We start from the raw sequence: 23,563 nt of genomic DNA, 5'->3' as shown, positions 1-23,563 counted from the left end.
AAAAATGAGTAAAAAAACACTCATATATTAAATTTTGTTTAACAAAATAAAGGTTTTGACAACAAACTTTGCTGTTTATGATAAAAACATGAAGAAAAGTATTTACAACATTTTCGATATATGATATTCTGTTCATGACACAAAATGAAAGAAATATGAAAGATACTCAGAAAGGCGTAAAGGTATGGGAAATTTAGGCTTTTCGTTCTTTTGTATTTAAATGATTTAATTATAAGGATTGTAATTGTGTCTAGTTAAGAAAGGGGTTCATAGTAATATGAATAAAATCTTTAAAGTTGTTTGGAGCAAAACTAAAGAGTGCTACGTAGTAGTTTCCGAAGTTGCAAAAAACAATGGTGGTAAGAAAAAAGCTCTTGCTAGCGTATTAGCTGGTTTGGCTATGGTAGCTGCTACAGCAGGTACACCGGTGCATGCTGATGTTGGGTTGGGAGGCAGTTCAGTTAATATTTCACCGAATGGCACATATAATGGTTCTAACTCTGTGACTCCAAACTCTATTGTAGTTGGTTACCAAAATAGAACAACTGGTGGTAGTGGTAACGGTCATGTTATTTATGGTGCTAACAATGTGGCGAATCAAGATTCATCTATGGCTCTTGGTAACCAAAACGTAGCAACTGGTCCTGCTGCATCTGCAATTGGCGTAGGATCTCAGGCAACTGGTAGAAATACAATTGCAGTAGGTAATGTGGCAAAAGCTAGTAATACAGATAATATCGCTATTGGCACATATTCTGAAGCATTAACTAGTGGTCAAGATGCATATGCTCTTGCAGTGGGTTCTTATTCAAAAGCTAATGCTCATATGGCAGTTGGTGTTGGTGCACTTGCTAATGCAACCGGTACTGAATCTACAGCGGTTGGTGCAGGCTCTAAAGCAACTGCTAAAAACTCTCAAGCTTTTGGTGCTCGTAACACTGCATCTGGTCAAAATGCTACAGCTATTGGTTATGGCAATACCTCTGCAGTAGAAGATACTATTACAGTAGGTACTAGCAATACTGCATCCGTTGGTGGTGGTATCGCTATTGGTCAAAATAACATTGCAAACTCTGGTGGTACTGCAGGTAACACAATGATCGCTATCGGTCGTGAAAATGAAGCAACAGCACAAGATACTGTAGCTATTGGCCGTAGAACTAAAGCGACTGCTAATGTTGCTGTTGCGTTAGGTGCTCGCTCCGAAGCGACAGGCTCTGGCGCTGTTGCACTTGGTGGCAATGGTGATGGATATAAAACAACAGCTACTCAACTAGGTTCCGTTGCCATTGGTATGCAATCTACTTCTACAGGCGTTGCTTCTACTGCAGTAGGTGGTGTTTCTCAAGCAACTGCTAAAGGTGCCTCTGCCCTTGGCTTTAAGGCAAATGCTACTGCTGAAAGTGCGACTGCATTAGGTCAAGAATCTGTTGCATCTGTAAAAGATGGCGTTGCTCTTGGTTCTCAGTCTAAAGCAACTGTAGATAAAGGTGTTAAAGGCTTTAACCCTGCAGAAACTCGTACAAATAAATATGCTGGTTTAGCTGGTACTGCACAAACATCCACATTGGCAGCTGTTTCCGTAGGTGACGGTGCTACTGCAACTCGTCAAATTACAGGTCTTGCTGCAGGTACTAATGATACTGATGCTGTTAACGTAGCTCAATTAAGAAGCGTTAACTTGAAATACGCTGGTGACACTGGCAATGGCGATGTATTGTTAGATGATGGTACATTGAAAATTAAAGGTGATGATCCTACATTTATTTCTACATCTGCTGATAAAAATGGTGTTACAGTAAAAGCTAAAATAGGTGCTGATATTACTAATACTAATGGTAAAGCAGTAGCGCCTACTACAAATGGCATTGCTACAACTGACAATGTTGCAAAAGCAATCAACGAATCTGGTTGGAACGTAGTTTCCTCCAATAACGGTGGTAGCGTAACAGGTACTCAAGCATCCAAAAAAGTAAGCCCTGGCGATACTGTAACATTGAGTGCTGGTAAAAACATTGTATTAGACCAAACTGATAAACAATTCACATACTCCTTGAACAAGAATGTTGATTTGACTAAAGATGGTTCTTTAACAATTGGTGATACTAAAGTTAATAACGATGGCTTAACAATCACAGGTGGTCCATCTGTTACTAAAACTGGTATCGACGCTGGTAATAAAAACATTACTAATGTAAAAGCTGGTGTAAACGATACTGATGCAGTTAATGTAAAACAATTAAAAGACGCTAAAACTAAACTTGTAGATGGTAAAAATACTAAAGTTACTGGTGAAGGTACTCAAGACGATCCATACAAAGTTAATGTAGAAGGCGATTTGAAAGGTATTACATCTATTTCTAATGCTGACAATGGTCCTAAAATGACAATTGGTGGCAACTCCATCAACATCACTGGCGGCCCACTTAACATGGGTGGTAGCAAAATCACTAATGTAGCTCCTGGTACAGACGATACTGATGCAGTTAACGTAAAACAATTGAAATCCGCTAAGACAGAAGTTAAAGCTGGTAATGGCGTAACTGTTGCTAAGACTCAAGATACAACAGATGGTCATGATATTTACACAGTAAGCTCTACTGGTGCTACTGGTAACACAGATCCTTCTAAAGTTGAAGGTGGTAAAAATACTACTGTAACAGGTGATGGCACAGCAGCTACTCCGTACAAAGTAAATGTACAAGGTGACTTGACAGATATCTCTTCCATTACAAATGGTACTGGTTCTGGTAAAATCTCCTTCGCTGGTGATCAAGTTGTAAAAGTTGAAGGCGACAACCCTATTTCCATAGATGGTAAAGGTGGTTATGTAACTGGCTTACAAAACAAAGATTGGGATATTATTAACCCAACTCCTGTTTCTGGTCGTGCAGCAACTGAAGACCAATTGAAAAAAGTAAGCGATGGCTTCAACAACACAATTAAATTAGCAGGTAACACTGGTAACACAGATACTCAAAAATTCAATAAAACTGGTGGTTTGAGCTTCGGTGTAGTTGGTGCTAACAACGGTCAATACATCAAAACAACTGCTTCTGGTACAGATGTAGTAGCTGACTTGTCCGATGATGCAAAAGCTAAATTGAACCATAAATTTGAAGTAGCTTCTGGTTCTAACAATGTTACAGTAACTGAAGATACAACTGATCCTAATAAAACAGTATATAAAGTAGCTGTTGCAAATACTACAGCTGGTGCTGCTTCTACTGAAAGCGTAGTTAAAAAAGCTGCTGCAGCTGGCGATACTAACATGGCTGATATTACTGTTGAAAACGGTAAAAACTCTGGTGATCCAGATGCTAAATACGGAGTTAATGTTTCCCGTAATGCTGTTAAAGATGCAGCTCGTGAAGCAGTAACAGTTAACAACGGTGGTACAACTACTGGTGGTAACTACACAGCTGATGCAGATAACCCTATCACTGTTAACCCTGTGAAAGATGATGCAAACCATAACACTACATACGAAGTGAAATTCGATGGTGATAAAGCAGCTAAACAAATTCCTTTGACTTACAAAGCTAATGGTACTGGTGACCAAAAAGTTAAGTTGGATAAAGGTCTAAACTTCACAAACGGTTCCAATACAACAGCTTCCGTAGCAGCTGATGGCGTAGTTAAATATGACTTGAACAAAAACGTTGATTTGACTAAAGATGGTTCCTTAACAATTGGTGACACTAAAGTTAACAACGATGGCGTAACTATCACTGGTGGTCCATCTGTTACTAAAACTGGTATTGATGCTGGTAGTAAGAAAATTACTAATGTAGCTCCTGGTACTGATGGCACAGATGCTGTTAACTACGATCAATTGAAAGCAGCTCGTACAGTTGTTACTTCCAACGACAACTCTGTAACAATTAATAAAACAACAAATGGCGATCAAGTAACATATGACTTACATGTAAATGCAGCTGCTGGCACAGCATCTACTTGGAACTTGAAATCTGGTGCAGTTTCTGCTACAGAAGGTACACATGCTGGTGACACAGCTCAAAACATTGCAGACGGTAAATCCGTTACAATGCAAGCTGGTAAAAACTTAACTGTTACTCAAACTAACGACAAAGCAGGTAATACAGAGGTTGCATACGCTCTTGATAAAGACCTTAAAGATCTTGATAGCGTAACAACTAAAGAAGTTAAACTTGGCGACAAAAATGACAACATCTCCATTAAGAAAGATGGCGACCGTATCACTTATAGCACTGATGGTGGCACAACTGTTAAGAAAGTAGCTAATCTTGATGATGAAAAACACATCAAACCTGGTAGCTATGCTGTACAAAACGACGGTAGTGTAACTATGACTTACGTTGATGGCAATGGTAAACCAGTTACTGGTGAAGAAGCTAAAATTACTGGCATCGCTAAAAACGATCTTTCCAACATCACTGATGACGGTAAGAAAGTGATCACTGGTCTTGGTTCTAAAGTTGAAGCTGGTGACAACGTAACTGTTACTGATACAACTGATGCAACTACAGGTCAAAAAACTTACACTGTAAATGCTAAATTAGCAAAAATTGAAAACGGTAAAAATACTACTAAGACTGGTACTGGTACAGACGCTGATCCATACAAAATCAACGTTGAAGGTGACTTAACAGATATCAACTCCATCACAAATGGCGCTGGTTCTGGTAAACTCACATTCGGTCCTAACGAAACAGTAACAGTTGGTGGTACTAACCCTATCACATTGAATGCTAAAACTGGTAATATCGGTGGTTTGACTAACAAAACATTCGATCCTAACAATATCGTATCCGGTCAAGCAGCTACAGAAGATCAATTGAAATCTGCACATGATTCCTTGAAAGCTTCTGAATTGCACATCGCTCCTACAGCAGTTAAAGCTGGTAGCACTGAAGCTAAAGGCGGTGTAGTTAACGGTACTGAAAACGTATACAAATATGATGCAGGTACTAAGAAAGTTACATTGACTTATAACGATGGCAATGGTAAAGCTGTAACTGATACTAAAGCAGTTATTGACTTCTCCGACTTGAACATTCCTGCAGCTGGTAATAATTACAGCTTCAAAACTAATGCAACTGGTAACCTTGAAGACGGTTCCAATGCAACTGAAACTGAAGTAGCAAGTGGCAAAACTGTAAACTTCGGTGCAGGTAAAAACTTGACTGTAAAACAAGAAATCGGTAAAGATGGTAACCAAACTTACACTTATGCATTAAACAAAGACTTAACTAACTTGGATAAAGTAGTTGTTAATGGTAAAGATGGTAAGGACGGCGAAGATGGCGTATCCATTACTGGTCCTACTGGCGCAGCTGGTACAGATGGTAACAATGGTAAAGTTGGTATCACTGGTAAAGATGGTAAAGATGCAGTATCTATCTCCGGTAAAGATGGTGTAGGTCACATTGGTTTGACTGGCCCTGCTGGTAAAGATGGTAAAAATGCAACTGCTGATATTACTGTTAAAGAAGGTAAAGCTGGTGTAGACGGTAAAGACGGTGTTGATGGTATCACTCGTATCTTCTACAACGATAAAGATGGCAACGAACATCAAGTAGCAACTCATGATGATGGTATGAAGTTTGCTGGTGACGATGGTCAAGCAAACCAAGATACAAATGCACAAGTTATTAAGAAACATCTTAACAACGTTGTCGATATCATCGGTGGTGCAGATAAAACTAAGTTGACTTCTACTGATAACATCGGTGTTAACAATGTTAATGGCAAATTAAAAGTTCAATTGGCTAAAAACGTTGACTTGGATGCTGATGGCTCCTTGACTACTGGCGCTACAAAAGTTGACAACAACGGTGTTACAATCACTGCTCCTGCAGGTGGTACTACTACTGATGTTAAATTGACTAAAGATGGCTTAGATAATGGCGGTAACAAAATTGTTAATGTTAAAGCTGGTGAAAACGATACAGATGCTGTAAACGTTAAACAATTGAAAGACAAAGTTACAACTGTTAAATCTTCTGATGGTACTATTTCTGTAACTGATAACAATGATCCTGCATCTGCAACTTATGATGCGACTAAAGGTCATCAATATGACATCAAGATCAATAACCAAGGTGTTGTAAACAACGCTCAACTTCCAGTGGTATACACTAAACAAGATGGCACTAAAGTTTACAAACAACCAGATGGTACTTTCAACACAGCTAAAGATGGTTCTGGCACTGTTGTAAATGCTGGTGATGTAATCGCTTCCATGAATAGTGCAGGTGACTCCACTACAGCTCCTACTAAGTTGAACAACGTTGGTTCCTCCATCGCGGATAAAGCTGGTAATACATTCTTAGATAAGATTGATGCAGCTGCTGGTGACAACAATACTAAGAACGGTGCGGTAAACGTAACTGACCTTAAAAATACAGCTGACGCATTGATTGATAAAGGCTTGAAATTCGACGCTAACTCTGGCGGTGTGAAAACTAATAAACTTGGTTCCACTGTGAAAGTTCAAGGCGAAGGCGCTAAAGCTGATACTGAGTACAGCGGTGAAAACGTTAAAACTATCATCAGTCAAGATGCAGATGGTAACACAACTATCGACGTTAAACTTGATAAAAACCTTAAAGCTGACAGCGTAGTTGTTGGTAAAGATGGTAAAGACGGCGTTGATGGTAAGATCGGTGTTAACGGTAAAGACGGCGCATCTGTTGTACTCAACGGTAAAGATGGCTCTATCGGCTTGACTGGTCCTAAGGGTGCTGACGGTAAAGATGGCGCAAGTGCTAAGATTTCCGTTAAAGACGGCGTTCCTGGTGTTGATGGCCAACCTGGTGATAAATTGACTCGTATCGTATACGAAGACAAAGATGGCAACACACATGAAGTTGCAACTCACGATGATGGCATGAAGTTCGCTGGTGACGACGGTCAAACTGATCCAACTAAAGTTATTAAGAAACATCTTAACAACGTAGTAGATATCGTTGGTGGTGCTGATAAAGCTAAATTGACTGATAACAACATCGGTGTAAATAACGACAATGGCAAATTGAAAGTTCAATTGTCTAAAGACCTTGATCTTACTAAAGATGGTTCCGTGAAAATTGGCGATACTAAAGTTAACAACGATGGCTTGACTATCACTGGTGGCCCATCTGTAACTAAGACTGGTATTAACGCTGGTGATAAGAAAATCACAGGTGTTAAAGCTGGTGAAAACGATACAGATGCAGTAAACGTTAAACAATTGAAAGATAAAGTTACAACTGTTGAATCTTCTGATGGCACTATCTCCGTAACTGATAAAAATGATCCTACATCTGCAACTTATGATGCAGCTAAAGGTCACCAATATGACATCAAGATTAATAACCAAGGTGTTGTAAACAATGCTCAAATTCCAGTGGTATACACTAAACAAGATGGCACTAAAGTTTACAAACAACCAGATGGTACTTTCAACACAGCTAAAGATGGTTCTGGCACTGTTGTAAATGCAGGTGATGTAATCGCTTCCATGAATAGTGCAGGTGACTCTACTACAGCTCCTACTAAGTTGAACAATGTTGGCTCCTCCATCGCGGATAAAGCTGGTAATACATTCTTAGATAAGATTGATGCAGCTGCTGGTGACAACAATACTAAGAACGGTGCTGTAAATGTATCTGACCTTAAAAATGCTGCTGATGCTATCGGCAATAAAGGCTTGAACTTCGGTGCTCAATCCGGTAATGACATCCACAAAAACTTGGGTGAAAAACTTGAAATCGTTGGCGAAGGTACTAAAGCTGATAGTAACTACAGCGGTTCCAACATCAAAACTATGACTAAAGATGGTAAAGTTGTAATCGGTCTTGATAAAGATCTTAACGGCTTGAACTCCATTGGTGTTCCTGGTAAAGATGGCGTAGCTGGTAAAGATGGTGTATCCATCTCTGGTAAAGACGGTGCTAACGGTATCGATGGCAAAGTTTCCATCGGTAAAGATGGTAAAGATGCTGTATCCATCGCTGGTAAAGACGGTGTAGGTCACATTGGCTTGACTGGTCCTAAAGGTGCTGACGGTAGCAACGGTAAATCTGTTGATATCTCCACTAACGATGGTAAACAAACATTAGTGAACCCAGAAGCTGGCACTGATAAATCTCAACGTATCGTTTACACTCCACAAGATAAAGACGGCAACCCTATTAAAGGTGCTGACGGCAAAGATATCGTACGTGAAGTGGCAACTATGGACGATGGCTTGAAATTCACAGGTAACAACACTAGCACTGAAAATAAACATGCGTTGAATACGCTTGTTAAAGTTCAAGGCGAAGGCGTAACTGAAGCTCAATCCGCTGCATTCCAATCCGCTGCTGGTAACATCAACGTAGTAGCTGATGGTAACGATACATTAACTGTTAAATTGAACAAAGACCTTAAAGGTATCAACTCTATCAGAAACAGTGAAAGTGGTCCTGCATTGAACTTCAACGCTGGTGACCTTTCCGTAACTGGTGGTAACCTCAACATGGGTGGTAACAAAATTACTAACCTTGGTAAAGGTACTAACGATACAGATGCGGTTAACTTGAAACAATTGAAAGATTCCCGTACAATCGTTAAATCCACTGATGGTTCCGTAGGTGTTCGTGAATCTGAAACTACAGATGGCGCTAAAGTATACGACTTGTCTACTGGTGCAAGCCCTCGTTTCGATGAGTTAACTGATGAAATCGGTCGTGTAGGTGCACAAGGCGCAGCTCTTGCAGCATTGAAACCTATCCAATACGATCCATTAGAACCAACTCAAATCATGGCTGGTTATGGTAACTACCGTGGTAACTCCGCTATTGCAATGGGCGTTGCTCATTACAAAAACGAGTCCACAATGATGCATGCTGGCTTAGCTTGGGCAGGCGGTTCCCGTCACATGATGGCAAACGCTGGTGTAACTTGGAAAGTTGGCAACCGTGATAGCGAAGCTGCTGTAGCTGATCGTTACCGCAAAGGCCCTATCAGCTCTGCTTATGCAATGCAACAAGAAATGGCTTCCGTTAAAGCACAAAACGCTGGATTAAAAACAGAAGTATCTGATTTGAAAGCTGAAAACGAACAAATGAAAGCTCAAATTGCTGCTATGATGGCAAAACTTGGTATGTAATCATTTGTGAGTGTAAGAACTGAATGAACAAAGGAAGGTATGCGCTACCTAGCGTAGCGCTTACCTCTCCCCATTGTTTATGAAAATAATGCTTTTAAATATGAACGTGAAACGCGTGAGAGATACTTTCACCATAATCTAACGATAGAAAAGAGGAATATAGAATGAAAAAATCTACATTACTTGCTTGTGCAGCGGCTCTTGTTATTTCTACAGGCGTTGTAGGTGCACAATCCGCTCCAACATATGACGATAACCTAATTTTACGTAACCCAGTATCTGCTCCAGCATTGGGCAATGTAGTATTGGTTCCAGTGGCTAGTCCACAAACAGTGTCTGCTGTTCATGACTATGTGAAAGCTTGGCAAAATGCAGAAATCAACATCGCAAAAGCTAAAGTAAAATACGAAAACCATGAACGTATGACTAAAGCTGAGAAAAAATGGTTACATTCCTATGACAAACACAACTATGCTGACTACTTCCGTACACATTCCATCGGTCGTGTACATGGTCAAGAAGTGTTCTTGAACTGGAATGGTGAAAACCGTAATAAAAACGAATACGAATACTTTGAAATGCCTAAATACAATGAAAAAGATGGCTTCACTAACAGCTATGGTTACAATGTATTGCGCGGCATGACAGATCGTATCAACGAAATCATCCAAAAACAAAAAGAAGTTGGCGGTCCTATGACTGACGACGAAGCACAAGCATTGGAAGATGCTATTTTGGATGTAATGGCTAAAGACCAAGAAAACGTTTCTAACGAAGAACTTCGTCACTACATGAACGAAACAGTTTGGTTCGCAGCTAAACAAACAGTTAAAAACAAAGCAAGTGAAGAACCTACTGTTCAAGACGAACACACTGTAGACCTTCGCGAAGCTATTAATCGTCCAGCTAACCAAGAAACTAAAAAAGTAGACTTGCGTGCTGCGATTCAATAATAAGGTCGTTGTAAATGTTAAATATAAATCATTAGATCACTGATAGCTCGGCATAAACGATATACAATGAATTAGGAAATGATGTGTGACGCACAGTGTATATAATGAATAACTACATCAGGCCCTCATACGGCGATTGTTTGAGGGCCTGATGTACCCTGGACCCTGACTAGGGCACAAATCCTTATGCAAAACAACGCCATCCGAAAGGATGGCGTTGTTTTTTTGCGTTTATCTATTGTTGTCCTTACTTATGGCTCAATAGCTGTACAAATATAAACAATTATAAAATAATAGACTACTTATATTAACTACCTTTTTCTATGCATTTATGAAGAAACACGTCATTACTATACTTTGTCTTCATCTAATTTAGAAAGTTTATATATTTTAGATGAAGATAAACTTGTGTAAGATATACAAATATAATGTAAATATAAACTAGCGAGATCTGTTTTATACTCTTATATATATAATGTATTATATTATATATAATACAATTACAATATAAACCCTTATTATATGCTGATGTGGAGATATTTTCGCATATCTAGAAAATTCGGTTTATCTTGTTTAGAAATATAAAATTTATTTTAATTATTTTAGGAATTTCTATTTACAATTAGTTTATAAATTGTTATCATATTAATATCTTAATGAATAGTATGTGAACGTGTGTCATAAACAATTCATGAAACGAAAAATGTATATAAGGCATTTGGTGTTTTCTTTATAAGAGAGAAAGGGGTTCATAGTTTCTATGAATAAGGTTTTTAAGGTCGTTTATAGCAAATCTAAAGGCTGCTACGTAGTAGTACCTGAAACTGCTAAAAATAATAACGGCAAGAAAAAAGTTTTGGCTAGCGTATTAGCTGGCTTGGCTGTAGCTGGTGCTATGGGTGGCATTGCGCCTCTAGAAGCACAAGCGGGTTATGATACTAGTGGTAGTCATGTAAATATTTGGGCTGATACTTATCCAAAAAGTAATGGTCAAAACTATAACGTTGGGCAAAACTCCATCGTTGTAGGTTACCAAAATACTACGGATGATGTAGCTGGTCATGATGGCAAAGTAGCCATTGGTGCTAGAAATACATCAACTAATAACGCAACTACTGCTGTAGGCAATAGAAATACGGCTACAGGTGGTGCGGCAACAGCTGTTGGTGCTGGTAATACTGCATCTGGCAATGGTTCTGTTGCTGTTGGTAATGTAAATAATGCTGATGCTAAGGCTGCTGTTGCTATTGGTACCTACAATAATGTTAATTACACCAAAGGCTCTTGGGAAACAACGCCTAAAAAAGCAGGTGAATATTCTACTGTAGTAGGTAATTACTCTAGTGCCACTGGTACTAGCGCTTCTGCTATGGGTGTATATACTAATGCTACTGGTGCAGGTTCTTTTGCTGCTGGTTACAACAATAATGCAAAGGGCCAAAACTCAGTTGCCATTGGTTCTGAAAATACATCCCACGTGGCAGACACTGTAACTTTGGGTCAATTTAATAATGCTAAAACAATGGGTGGTATCTCCATCGGTAAAAATAACTTAACTGATTCCGCTAATGGTGATCGTGGTGATGAAGAGCGTAATCGTGAGAATTCTCAAATCGCTATTGGCCGTGATAATACAGCAACTAATTTAGATGCAATTGCAATTGGTCGAGATACACATGCTACAGGCTCTGGTGCAACAGCGTTAGGTGCTCGTGCTGATGCATCTGGTAACAACTCCATTGCTATCGGTCAAAGTGGTAAAACTTCTGATCGTGTTGTTGCATCTGGTGTAAACTCTATTGCTATTGGTATGCAATCTCAAGCAACTGGTGAATCTGCTATCGCTGAAGGTCCTGGCTCTCGTGCAAATGGCAAATATGGCGTTGCATTAGGTCGTACAACTAAAGCAAATGCTGAGGCTGCAACTGCTTTGGGTAGTGCGGCAGAAGCTAATATCGCTAATGGTGTAGCTCTTGGCTCCTCTTCTGTTACAACTACAGATAAAGGTGTTCTTGGCTACAACCCATCCAATCCACATGAACGTAAATATGCTCCATTGACTGGTAATGTACAAACAGCTACTACAGCTGCTGTATCCATCGGTAATGGCAAAACATTGACTCGTCAATTGACTGGTCTTGCTGCAGGTACTGCAGATACTGACGCTGTTAACGTAGCTCAATTGAAAAACGTTGGCGTTGCTGTAACTGGTAACACTGGTAAGAGTGATTTCTTAACTGATGGCGGTAAATTAAACGTAATTGGCGAAGGTCGTGTATCTACTGTAGCGGCTCATGACGGTGCGAAAGACTCCAAAATCACTGTAGGCTTTGATGACAAAGGCATGGTGAAAGCTGGTAAAAATGTTACTGTTAACGAAGTAACTGTTGATGGTAGAACTACTTACACAATCAACGCTGCTGATACTGCTGCGAAATATGACTTCTTAACAAATGCTACAGCTAACGGTGGTAAACTTGACGGTGAAGCAACACCTACAAAAGTTCAAAGCGGTACTACAGTTAACTACGCAGCTGGTAAGAACTTAACAGTTAAACAAGATATTGAAACATCTCTTGGCCAACAAACATATACATATTCCTTGAATAAGGATCTTAAAGAAATTACATCCATCACTAACAATGGTGGTCCTACAATGCACTTTGGTGGTAACAACATCAGCATCACTGGCGGTAACCTAGATCTTGGCGGTAATAACATCACTAATCTTAAATCTGGTGGCGATGTAACTAATAATGCGGCTAACATCGGTGACGTTACTCGTATCTCCAAAGCTAATGACTTGCATGTGGCTCCTACAGCAGGCACTAATAACAATGTGGCTGAATACACTGTAGATGCTAACAAAAAGGTTACATTAACTTACCAAGATGGTAATGGTAAAACTGTTAACGGCCCTAAAGCAGTTATCGACTTGAGCGGTTTGAAAACTGGCGACATGAGTTCTTTCAACGTGAAATCTACTGCTACAGAAGGTAAAGTGGCACAAGGTTCTGCTGGCGTTCAAGAAATCCGTGACGGCAAAACTGTAGAAATGCAAGCCGGCAAAAACATGACCATTAAACAAACTAATAAAAATGGTAATGCAGCTGTTGAATTTGCATTGAACAAAGACATCGATTTGACTCCAGATGGGTCTATCAAAATCGGCGATACTAACATCACTGACAATGGTTTGACTATCAATAATGGTCCTTTCATTACAAAGACTGGCATCAACGCTGGTGATTTGAACATTACTAATGTGAAAGCTGGCGTAAACGACAACGATGCAGTTAATGTTAGCCAATTGAAACAAGTTCGTGCTGACGAACGTCACATTAAACCTGGTGAATACGCAGTTGATAACAACGGCAAAGTAACAATGACATACGTTGATGGTAACAACAAAGACGTTGCTAACGAAACGGCTGTTATCACAGGTATTGCTAAACAAGATCTTTCCAATATCAACAAGGGTGGCGAAACAGTTATCCAAAATCTTGCTAAAAAATCCATAGATATGGAAAATGGTAAGAATACAAAGGTTAGCAACCGTGAAATCAATGGCGTTAAAACTTTCAAAGTAGACGTTGAAGGTGATTTAACTGACATTACATCCATCACAAATAAAGGTGGCGATGGCAAGGTTGTATTTGGTGGTAACCAAACTGTAAACGTTGCAGGCGATCACAACATTAACTTGAATGCTAAAGTTGGTGACATCACTGGTTTAACTAACGTAACTTTGGATGCCCCTGACTTCGCTAAAAAAGGTCGTGCTGCTACTGAAGAACAATTGAACATTGTTAATAACAAGTTCAATAACACAGTTGGTTTGACTGGTAACACAGGCGCTACTGATCTTCAAAAATTGAACAAACAAGGCGGCTTGAGCTTCGGCGTTGTAGGTGCTAACAATGGTGAGTACATCAAAACAACTGCTTCTGGTTCCAATGTAGTAGCTGACTTGTCCGACAACGCTAAAAATAAATTGAACAGCACTGTTGTAGTAGAAGGTAAAAATGCTGCGAAAGTAACAAGCAATGTAATTCAAAATGCAGATGGCAGCACAAAAACTGTATATACTGTAGATGTTAACAACGTAAAACCTACTGCAGCTTCTACTGAAAAAGTACAAGCTAAAGCAGATGTAGCTGGTTCTAGCGACAAAAACATCGCTAAAGTTGCACCTAAAGCTGGTGAAAACTTCGGTGATGCAGGCGCAACTTACGAAGTAAACGTATCCCGTAACGACGTAAAAGACGCAGCTCGTGAAGCGGTAACTGTAAATACTACAAACACAACTAACAACCCTATCACTGTTACACCTGTACAAGATGAAGCAAATCATAACACTACATACCAAGTAACATTCGATGGCGACAAAGCTGCTAAACAAATTCCTTTGACTTACAAAGCGAATGGCACAAACGAACAAAAAGTTACATTGGATAAAGGTTTGAACTTCACAAACGGTAAAAACACAACAGCTTCTGTAGATGCTGAAGGCGTTGTTAAATACGATGTGAACAAAGACTTAGTAGACATCCATTCCATTTCCAATACTACAAATGGTCCAAAAATGGAATTTGGTCCTAACTCCATTAACATCACAAATGGCCCTATCAACATGGGTGACCAAAACATCACTAACCTTAAATCTGGTGGTGATGTAGTGAATAACGCTGCTAATATTGGCGACGTAACTCGTATTTCTAAAGCTAACGACTTGCACATTGCTCCAACATCTTCTAACCGTCAAGGTGAAACTACTACATCTTACGCTTATGATGCAGCAAGCAAATCTGTTACATTGAAATATAACGATGGTAACGGTGCTAACCAATCTGGTACAGTGGCGAAAATCGACTTGTCCGGTTTGGCTGATCAAATCAAAGACGGTTACTCCTTCTCCACTGACGCTAAAGGCAATGTAGTTGGTAACCACGCTGTTACACCTGTAGCAAACGGTAAAACTGTTTCTTATGCAGCAGGTAAAAACTTAACTGTTGCTCAAAATATTGATAATGCAACTGGTGAACATACTTACACATATGCATTGTCCAATGATGTTGATTTAACACCAAATGGTTCCTTAAAAATTGGTGACACTATTCTTAACAATGGTGGCTTAACAATTACAGGTGGTCCATCCGTTACTAAAACTGGTATCAACGCTGGTAACTTGAACATTACTAATGTGAAAGCAGGCGTAAACGATACTGATGCAGTTAACGTTAAACAGTTGAAAGACTCCCGTACAGTAGTTACATCTAACGATAAATCCGTAACAGTTAATAAAACTGAAAACGGTAACCAAGTTACTTATGACTTGCATGTAGCTCCAGGTGCTGCACAATCCGTATGGAATGTGAAATCCACTGGTAATACAACTGCTGACTCCGAAGCAGCTGCAAAAACTATCACAGATGGTAAAACAGTTGAAATGGCAGCAGGCAAAAACTTGACTGTAAAACAAACTAGCAACGAAGACGGTGCTAAAGTTGAATACGGTTTAGCTGGTGACTTGACTAACATCAAGACTATTAAAAACGAAGGTCCTGCTACTTTCACAATTGGCGGTAACGAATTCAAATTCGATGGCGGTAATGTGAATATGGGCGATAACAACATCACTAACCTTAAATCTGGTGGCGATGTGATCAATAACGCAGCTAACATTGGCGACGTTAAACGTATCTCCAAAGCTAACGACATTCATATCAAGGACAAAACATACACAGTGAACGCTGATAAAACAGTTACATTGGAATATGTTGATGGCAATGATAATGCAGTAAACAAAACAGCTAAGATCGATTTGAGCAACTTGCCAACAGGCGATAAAGCGGCTGTTGAAAGCGTAGTTAAAAAATCTGCTGCTGCAGGCGACACTAACATCGCTGACATCACTGTAGCTGACGGTAAACAAACTGGTGATGCGAATGCTAAATACGAAGTAAATGTTTCCCGTAATGCTGTTAAAGATGCAGCTCGTGAAGCAGTTACTGTAAATAATGGCAACAAGACTAACAACCCAATCACTGTTACACCTGTTCAAGATGAAACAAACCATAACACAACTTACCAAGTAACATTCGATGGCGATAAAGCGGCTAAACAAATTCCTTTGACATACAAAGCGAATGGCTCTAACGACCAAAAAGTTACATTGGATAAAGGTTTGAACTTCACTAATGGTTCCAACACAACAGCTTCCGTAGCTGCTGATGGCGTAGTTAAATACGATCTTAACAACAACGTAAACTTGACTCCATCTGGTTCCTTAACTATTGGTGATACTGTTGTTAATAACGGTGGCTTGACTATCTCTGGTGGCCCATCTGTTCTTAAAACTGGTATTAATGCTGGTAACTTGAATATCACTAACGTAAAAGCTGGCGTAAACGATACTGATGCAGTTAACGTTAAACAGTTGAAAGATTCTCGTACAGTAGTAACTTCCAATGATAATTCCGTAACAGTTAACAAAACTGAAAACGGCAACCAAGTTACTTACGACTTACATGTAGCTCCAGGTGCGGCACAATCCGTATGGAATGTGAAATCCACTGGTAATACAACTGCTGATTCCGAAACTACTGCAAAAACTATCTCCGATGGTAAAACAGTTGAAATGGCAGCAGGTAAAAACTTAACTGTAAAACAAACTAGCAACAACGATGGTGCTAAAGTTGAATTCGACTTGGCTAACGATATCAAGATCGGTAACGATGGCAAAGACGGTAAAGACGGCGTTGATGGTAAAATTGGCGTAAATGGTAAAGATGGTTCTTCCGTTGTAATCAACGGTAAAGACGGCTCCATCGGCCTCAATGGTAAAGATGGTAAAGACGGTCTTACTATCCGCGGTGCTAACGGTCAAGACGGCGTAAATGGTACAAACGGTACTAACGGTATCACTCGTATCGTATACGAAGACAAAAACAACAACAAACATGAGGTTGCTACTACTGATGACGGATTGAAATTCACTGGTAACAACACTGATGTTGTAAACAAAAACAAATTGAACAGCCTTGTTAAAGTTCAAGGTGAAGGCGTAGATAAAACAACTTCTGCATCCTTCAAGAGCGCTTCTGGTAACATCAACGTAAAAGCTGATGGTACTGATACTCTCGAAGTTCAATTGAACAAAGATTTGAAAAACATCACTTCCATTAAGAACGATGGCCCTGCAACTATGACAATTGGCGGTAACGAATTCAAATTCGATGGCGGCAACGTGAACATGGGTGGCAACAACATCACTAACCTTAAATCTGGCGGCGATGTAATCGATAACGCAGCTAATATTGGCGACGTAACTCGTATTTCTAAAGCTAACGATTTACACATTGCACCTACTACAACTAATCGTGCAGGTGAAACTACTACATCTTACTCTTATGATGCAGCAGACAAATCCGTTACATTGAAATACAACGATGGCAATGGTACTAACCAAGCTGGTACAATCGCGAAAATCGACTTGTCCGGTTTGGCTGATCAAATCAAAGATGGTTACTCCTTCTCCACAGATGCAAAAGGCAATGTAGTTGGTAACCATGCTGTAACAGCAGTAGGCAACGGTAAAACTGTTTCCTACGCAGCAGGCGATAATTTGACAATTAATCAACATATCGATAATGCAACTGGTGAACAAACTTATACATATGCATTGTCTAATGACATCAAAGTTGGTAACGACGGTAAAGATGGTAGAGACGGTGTTGATGGTAAAATCGGCGTAAACGGTAAAGATGGTTCCGCTGTTGTAATCAACGGTAAAGATGGTTCCATCGGCCTCAATGGTAAAGACGGCAAAGACGGTCTTACTATTAAAGGCGCTAACGGTCAAGACGGCGTTGACGGTAAAAACGGCAAAGACGGCATGACTCGTATCGTATACGAAGATAACAGCAAGAATACACACGAAGTGGCTACATTGGATGACGGCATGAAATATGCTGGCGACGATGCACAAGGTACTGATAAATCCAAAGTTATCGCTAAGAAATTGAACGAAACTATGGACGTTGTTGGTGGTGCAGATAAGTCCAAATTGACTGACAACAACATCGGCGTGAACAACGTAGATGGCAAGTTGAAAGTTCAATTGTCCAAAGAAGTTAACTTGACTCCATCCGGTTCCTTAACAATTGGCGATACTAAGATCACTGACGGTGGTTTGGTAATCAACAATGGTCCATCCATTACTAAAGGTGGCATCAATGCTGGTGACTTGAGCATTACTAATGTGAAAGCTGGCGTAAATGATACTGACGCAGTTAACGTAAAACAATTGAAATCCGCTAAGACAGAAGTTAAAGCTGGTGACAACGTAACAGTTGATAAAACAATTGGTGCTGATGGTCAAAACATTTACACAGTAAATGCAAAAGCAACTAACCTTGGCGATGCTGAACTTAACTACACAGCTAACGGCGGTGCTAAACAAAAAGTTAAATTGTCTGAAGGCTTGAACTTCGTTGACGGTAACTACACTAAAGCTTCCGTTGATGCAAATGGTGTTGTTAAATACGACGTAACACTTGGTAAAGTAAGAGACGGCGTTGACGGCAAACCTGGCGTAGATGGTAATAATGGTATCGCAACAGTTAAAACTGTAGTAGATACAATCAACAACTCCGGTTGGAAAGGTGATGTTACTGGTAACACAGTAGGTAATCACAGTGCAACAATCGTTAAACCTGGCACAACTGTAAACTTCGGTGCAGGTAAAAACTTAACTGTTGAACAAATCGTTAATGCTGTAACAGGTGACCACACTTACAACTATGCATTATCCGACGATATCAAAGTTGGTAATGATGGTAAAGACGGTAAACCAGGTGTTGACGGTAAGATCGGTGTAAACGGTAAAGACGGTTCTGCTGTTGTAATCAACGGTAAAGACGGCTCTATCGGCTTGAATGGTAAAGACGGTAAAGATGGTCTTACTTTCAAAGGTGCTAACGGTCAAGACGGCGTAGACGGTAAAAATGGTACTAACGGTATGACTCGTATCGTTTACGAAGATAGCAACAAAAATAAACACGAAGTTGCTACTACTGATGACGGCTTGAAATTCACTGGTAACAACGAAAGCGTTGTAAACAAAAACAAACTTAACTCCACAGTTAAAGTTAAAGGTGAAGGCGTTACTGAAGAGCAAGAAAAAACATTTGAATCTGCTGCAGGTAACATCGCTGTAACTGCTGATGGTAACGATACTTTGAACATTCGCTTGAATAAAAATATCAAAGGCATCGACTCCATCCAAACTAAGGAAATCCACTTAGGTACACCTGATAATTACACAACAATTAAGAAAGATGGAGACCGCATTAAATATGGCGACAAAACATTCGCTAACACTGACGATATCTGGACAATCCAAGCTAATGGCACAGATGTTCCAGCTAACGGCGGTAAAGTAAATGTTAAAGGTGCTGACGGTATCACAGTATCCAAATCTGCTAATGGTGAAATGACAATTAGCGGTGCTGGTCTTGGTACAATGAACAGCTTCAACGTTAAATCTTCTGGTAATACTACTGCTGATTCTGAAACAGCAGCTAAGAGAATTACTGATGGTAAAACTGTTGAATTCTCCGGCGGTAAAAACCTCACTGTAAAACAAACTAGCGACGAAAACGGCGCTAAAGTAGAATATGCATTGAGCAACAATGTAGATCTTACTAATAAAGGTTCCGTAACAATTGGCGATACTAAGATCACTGATGGTGGCTTGGTAATCAACAATGGTCCATCCGTAACTAAAGACGGCATCAATGCTGGTAATAAACAAATTACTAACGTTGAAGACGGTGTAAACGATACTGATGCGGTTAACGTACGTCAATTGAAAGCAGCTAAAACTAACCTTGTTGACGGTCAAAACACTAAAGTGACTGGCGACGGTTCTAAAGCTAACCCTTACAAAGTTAATGTTGAAGGCGATTTGAACAAAATCACTTCCATCACTAACAAAGAAGGCGATGGTAAATTAGAATTCAAAGGTGACCAAGTAGTTAACGTAGCTGGCGACAACACAATCAAGCTTGATGGTAAAACTGGTGACATCACTGGCTTAACTAACAAAACTCTTGATTCTGCTGACTTCGCAACTAAAGGTCGTGCGGCAACTGAAGAACAATTGAAACTTGTTCAACAAGAAGCAGCTAAGAAATCTACTGAAAAAGTACAAGCTAAAGCTGATGCTAATAACATCGCTAAAGTAGCTCCTAAAGCTGGCGATACATTCGGTGCAGCTGGTGCAACATACGAAGTATCTGTAGATAAAAATGACGTGAAAGATGCAGCTCGTGAAGCAGTTACTGTAACAGGTGACAACAAAGCGATCACTGTAGATGTTCAACCAAATGCTACTAACCATACAACTAACTACCAAGTTAACTTCAATGGTAAGGAAGCAGCTAAACAAATTCCATTGACTTACAAAGAAAATGGTGGCAACGCTAGAACAGTAATGTTATCTGAAGGTTTAGACTTCTCCAACGGCGTGAATACTACTGCTCACACTGATGCGAACGGTAAAGTATCCTTCGACGTGAAAGGCGACCTCACTAACATCACTTCCATTTCCAATAACTCCAATGGTCCTAAAGTATCCTTCGGTGGCGATACTGTAAACATCACTGGTGGCAACCTCAACATGGGTGGTAACAAAATCACTAATGTTCAAAAAGGCACTAATGATACAGATGCAGTAAACGTTAAACAATTGAAAGATTCCCGTACTACATTGACATCTGATGATCATTCCGTAGTATTGAAGAAAACTGAATCTGCTGACGGCGGCTTGAACTATGACCTTTCCGTAAAAGGCGCAGTTGACCCTCGCGTTGATCAATTGAACGAAGAAATCGGTCGTGTAGGCGCTCAAGGTGCAGCATTGTCCGCATTGAAACCTATGCAATACGATCCATTGGAACCAACTCAAATCATGGCTGGTTATGGTAACTACCGTGGTAACTCCGCGATTGCAGTGGGCGTAGCTCATTACAAAAACGAATCCACAATGTTCCATGGTGGCTTGTCCTGGGCTGGCGGCTCTAGCCATATGATGGCAAACGCTGGTGTAACTTGGAAAGTTGGTAACAGAGATGCTGAAGCAGCTGTAGCAGACCGCTACCGCAAAGGCCCTATCAGTTCTGCATACGCAGTTCAAACTGAAATGGCTGCAATGAAAGCTCAAAATGCCGGATTAAAAGGTGAAGTATCCGACTTGAAATATGAAAACGAACAAATTAAAGCTCAAAACGCTGGTCTACAAAGTGAAGTAGAAGTATTGAAAGCTCAAATGGCTGCAATGATGGCGAAAATGGGTATGTAATTAGTTACACTTTCAGAAAACTTTCAAAAAAACTAGGAATCTAATCCTAGGTATGGATATGACTGGTAAGGGTTCCCTCGGGAGCCCTCATCCAGCACATTAATTCGACTATGAAAAGAGGAATAGATATGAAAAAATCTACAATGCTTGCTTTCACAGCAGCAGTTTTATTGAGCGCAGCATCCTTCACTGGTCACGCAGCAAGCGCTCCAACATATGATGACAACTTGATCTTACCTAACCCTGCATCCGCACCTGGTTTGAGCAATGTTGTATTGGTACCTGTGGCTAGCCCACAAGTAGTACAATCTCTTCATGATTATGTGAAAGCATGGGAAAATGCGGAACAAAAAATCGCCTTAGCAGAAGCTAAACGCGACAATCATGAACAATTGACTAAAGCTGATAAAAAATGGTTACATTCCAAAGATAAACATAACTATGCTGATTACTTCCGTACGCATTCCATTGGCCGCGTACACGGTTTTGAAACAGCTTTAAATTGGAACGGTGAAAACCGCAACAAAAACGAATACGAATACTTCGAAACACCTAAATACAATGAAAAAGATGGTTTCGTAAACAGCTATGGCTTCAATGTATTGCGTGGCATGGTAGATCGTGTTAACGAAGTTGTACAAAAACAAAAACAAGTTGGCGGTCCTATGAATGACGACGAAGCACAAGCATTAGAAGATGCAATCTTGGATATCCTTGCTCAAGAGCAAGAACATGTATCTAACGAAGAACTTCGTCACTACATGAACGAAACAATTTGGTTCGCTGCTAAAGAAACAGTTAAAAATAAAGCGAGCGAAGAACCAACTGCTGCTGATGAACACGTAGTAGACCTTCGCAAAGCTATCAACGAACCAATGGGTAGCAATGACTACAACAAAGTTGATTTGCGTAGTGCAATCCAACAATAATTGATATCTATAGTGATGTAGGTATTAAAGCCTTGTCTTCTCTCGTAAAAGGCTTAGTTGATCTCTAATACATACTGATGATATACGTGTATCCCTTACATGCACGCGTATCTACAATGACACAATGGCCCTTATAATGAGTTTGTGAGGGCCCCTGTACCCTGGACCCCCGACTAGGGAACACAAATCCTTATTAAACAACGCCATCCGGTTGGATGGCGTTGTTTTTATTTATATCTACTATATAATGACAGAATTATGCTGATGATACATGTAGCTTAAGAGGTGATTAATAAAAGAGTCTAAATACGAATGACTAGCTATAAAGAATAACGGTATAGATGTCGTGGCATAGCGTATATAGTAAGCCAATTTAAATTCATTATTGATATTATTAATAAGTACTATATATAGTATGATAAATACAAGAATCTACCATATAAAGAGAGGTAGAAAAAAGTTTGCAAAATTTTAAAATTAGGGGTTGCGTACCTCAGGTCTTTGTACTATAATAGCTATACAGTCGTTCGAAGCGACTGTTTATTAGTTAGCAAACACTAGATAAAATCTATGTTTGTTGATAATCGTTTTAGAATAAAAATGTAATTCCTGGTTGAAACAGAAATTACAAAATTCTAAAAAAGATTATAAAAAGATGTTGACATGAAAGTGACAACATGTTATTATAATCTAGTCGCCAGTTGGTGAGACACTTCGAAAGAAAGTGCTTCAAAGCTAGATATAATCTGGTTTAACTGGTACAGATCTTTGAAAACTGAACAATGATAGGTAATCAATCATATGATTGAACATATGCCAGAGTGCGGGTTTTGACAAAGTCAAAACCAACCATAATTCAAAGTTACTTAAATGTAACGACAACAAATAATGAGCTATTCAAATAGCTTCAAGATATCTTGGAGAGTTTGATCCTGGCTCAGGACGAACGCTGGCGGCGTGCTTAACACATGCAAGTCGAACGAAGAGCGATGGAAGCTTGCTTCTATCAATCTTAGTGGCGAACGGGTGAGTAACGCGTAATCAACCTGCCCTTCAGAGGGGGACAACAGTTGGAAACGACTGCTAATACCGCATACGATCTAACCTCGGCATCGAGGATAGATGAAAGGTGGCCTCTATTTATAAGCTATCACTGAAGGAGGGGATTGCGTCTGATTAGCTAGTTGGAGGGGTAACG

At 39.8% G+C, this 23,563-nt stretch carries 4 protein-coding genes and 1 rRNA gene; all 5 read left to right on the top strand.

Going from position 1 to position 23,563, the window contains the following annotated elements:
- Nucleotides 1-277 precede the first annotated feature (277 nt).
- Nucleotides 278-9,118, top strand: a complete 8,841-nt coding sequence (locus tag ACSV5T_RS08540; protein ID WP_438320794.1) for an ESPR-type extended signal peptide-containing protein — start codon at nucleotides 278-280, stop codon at nucleotides 9,116-9,118.
- A gap of 164 nt (nucleotides 9,119-9,282) precedes the next feature.
- Nucleotides 9,283-10,071 (top strand): hypothetical protein, encoded by a 789-nt coding sequence (locus tag ACSV5T_RS08535; protein ID WP_438320793.1) that lies wholly within the window; start codon nucleotides 9,283-9,285, stop codon nucleotides 10,069-10,071.
- A gap of 760 nt (nucleotides 10,072-10,831) precedes the next feature.
- Nucleotides 10,832-21,436 (top strand): ESPR-type extended signal peptide-containing protein, encoded by a 10,605-nt coding sequence (locus tag ACSV5T_RS08530; RefSeq protein ID WP_438320792.1) that lies wholly within the window; start codon nucleotides 10,832-10,834, stop codon nucleotides 21,434-21,436.
- Nucleotides 21,437-21,564: 128 nt separating this feature from the next.
- Nucleotides 21,565-22,365, top strand: coding sequence for a hypothetical protein (locus ACSV5T_RS08525; protein ID WP_119207114.1), 801 nt, complete (start codon nucleotides 21,565-21,567; stop codon nucleotides 22,363-22,365).
- A gap of 914 nt (nucleotides 22,366-23,279) precedes the next feature.
- Nucleotides 23,280-23,563: ribosomal RNA gene (locus tag ACSV5T_RS08520) — 16S ribosomal RNA — on the top strand; the annotation flags it as partial.

It is taken from the genome of Veillonella sp. ZSJB6, assembly GCF_051549505.1.
In the GTDB taxonomy this organism is placed as follows: Bacteria; Bacillota; Negativicutes; order Veillonellales; family Veillonellaceae; genus Veillonella.
Note: the sequence above shows the minus strand (reverse complement) of the source record. Positions and strands in the feature narration are given on the sequence as shown.

Excerpts from the sequence above, each read along its gene's own strand:
- ACSV5T_RS08535 (WP_438320793.1), top strand. The coding sequence starts at position 9,283 with ATGAAAAAATCTACATTACTTGCTTGTGCAGCGGCTCTTGTTATTTCT.
- ACSV5T_RS08530 (WP_438320792.1), top strand. The coding sequence starts at position 10,832 with ATGAATAAGGTTTTTAAGGTCGTTTATAGCAAATCTAAAGGCTGCTAC.
- ACSV5T_RS08525 (WP_119207114.1), top strand. The coding sequence starts at position 21,565 with ATGAAAAAATCTACAATGCTTGCTTTCACAGCAGCAGTTTTATTGAGC.
- ACSV5T_RS08540 (WP_438320794.1), top strand. The coding sequence starts at position 278 with ATGAATAAAATCTTTAAAGTTGTTTGGAGCAAAACTAAAGAGTGCTAC.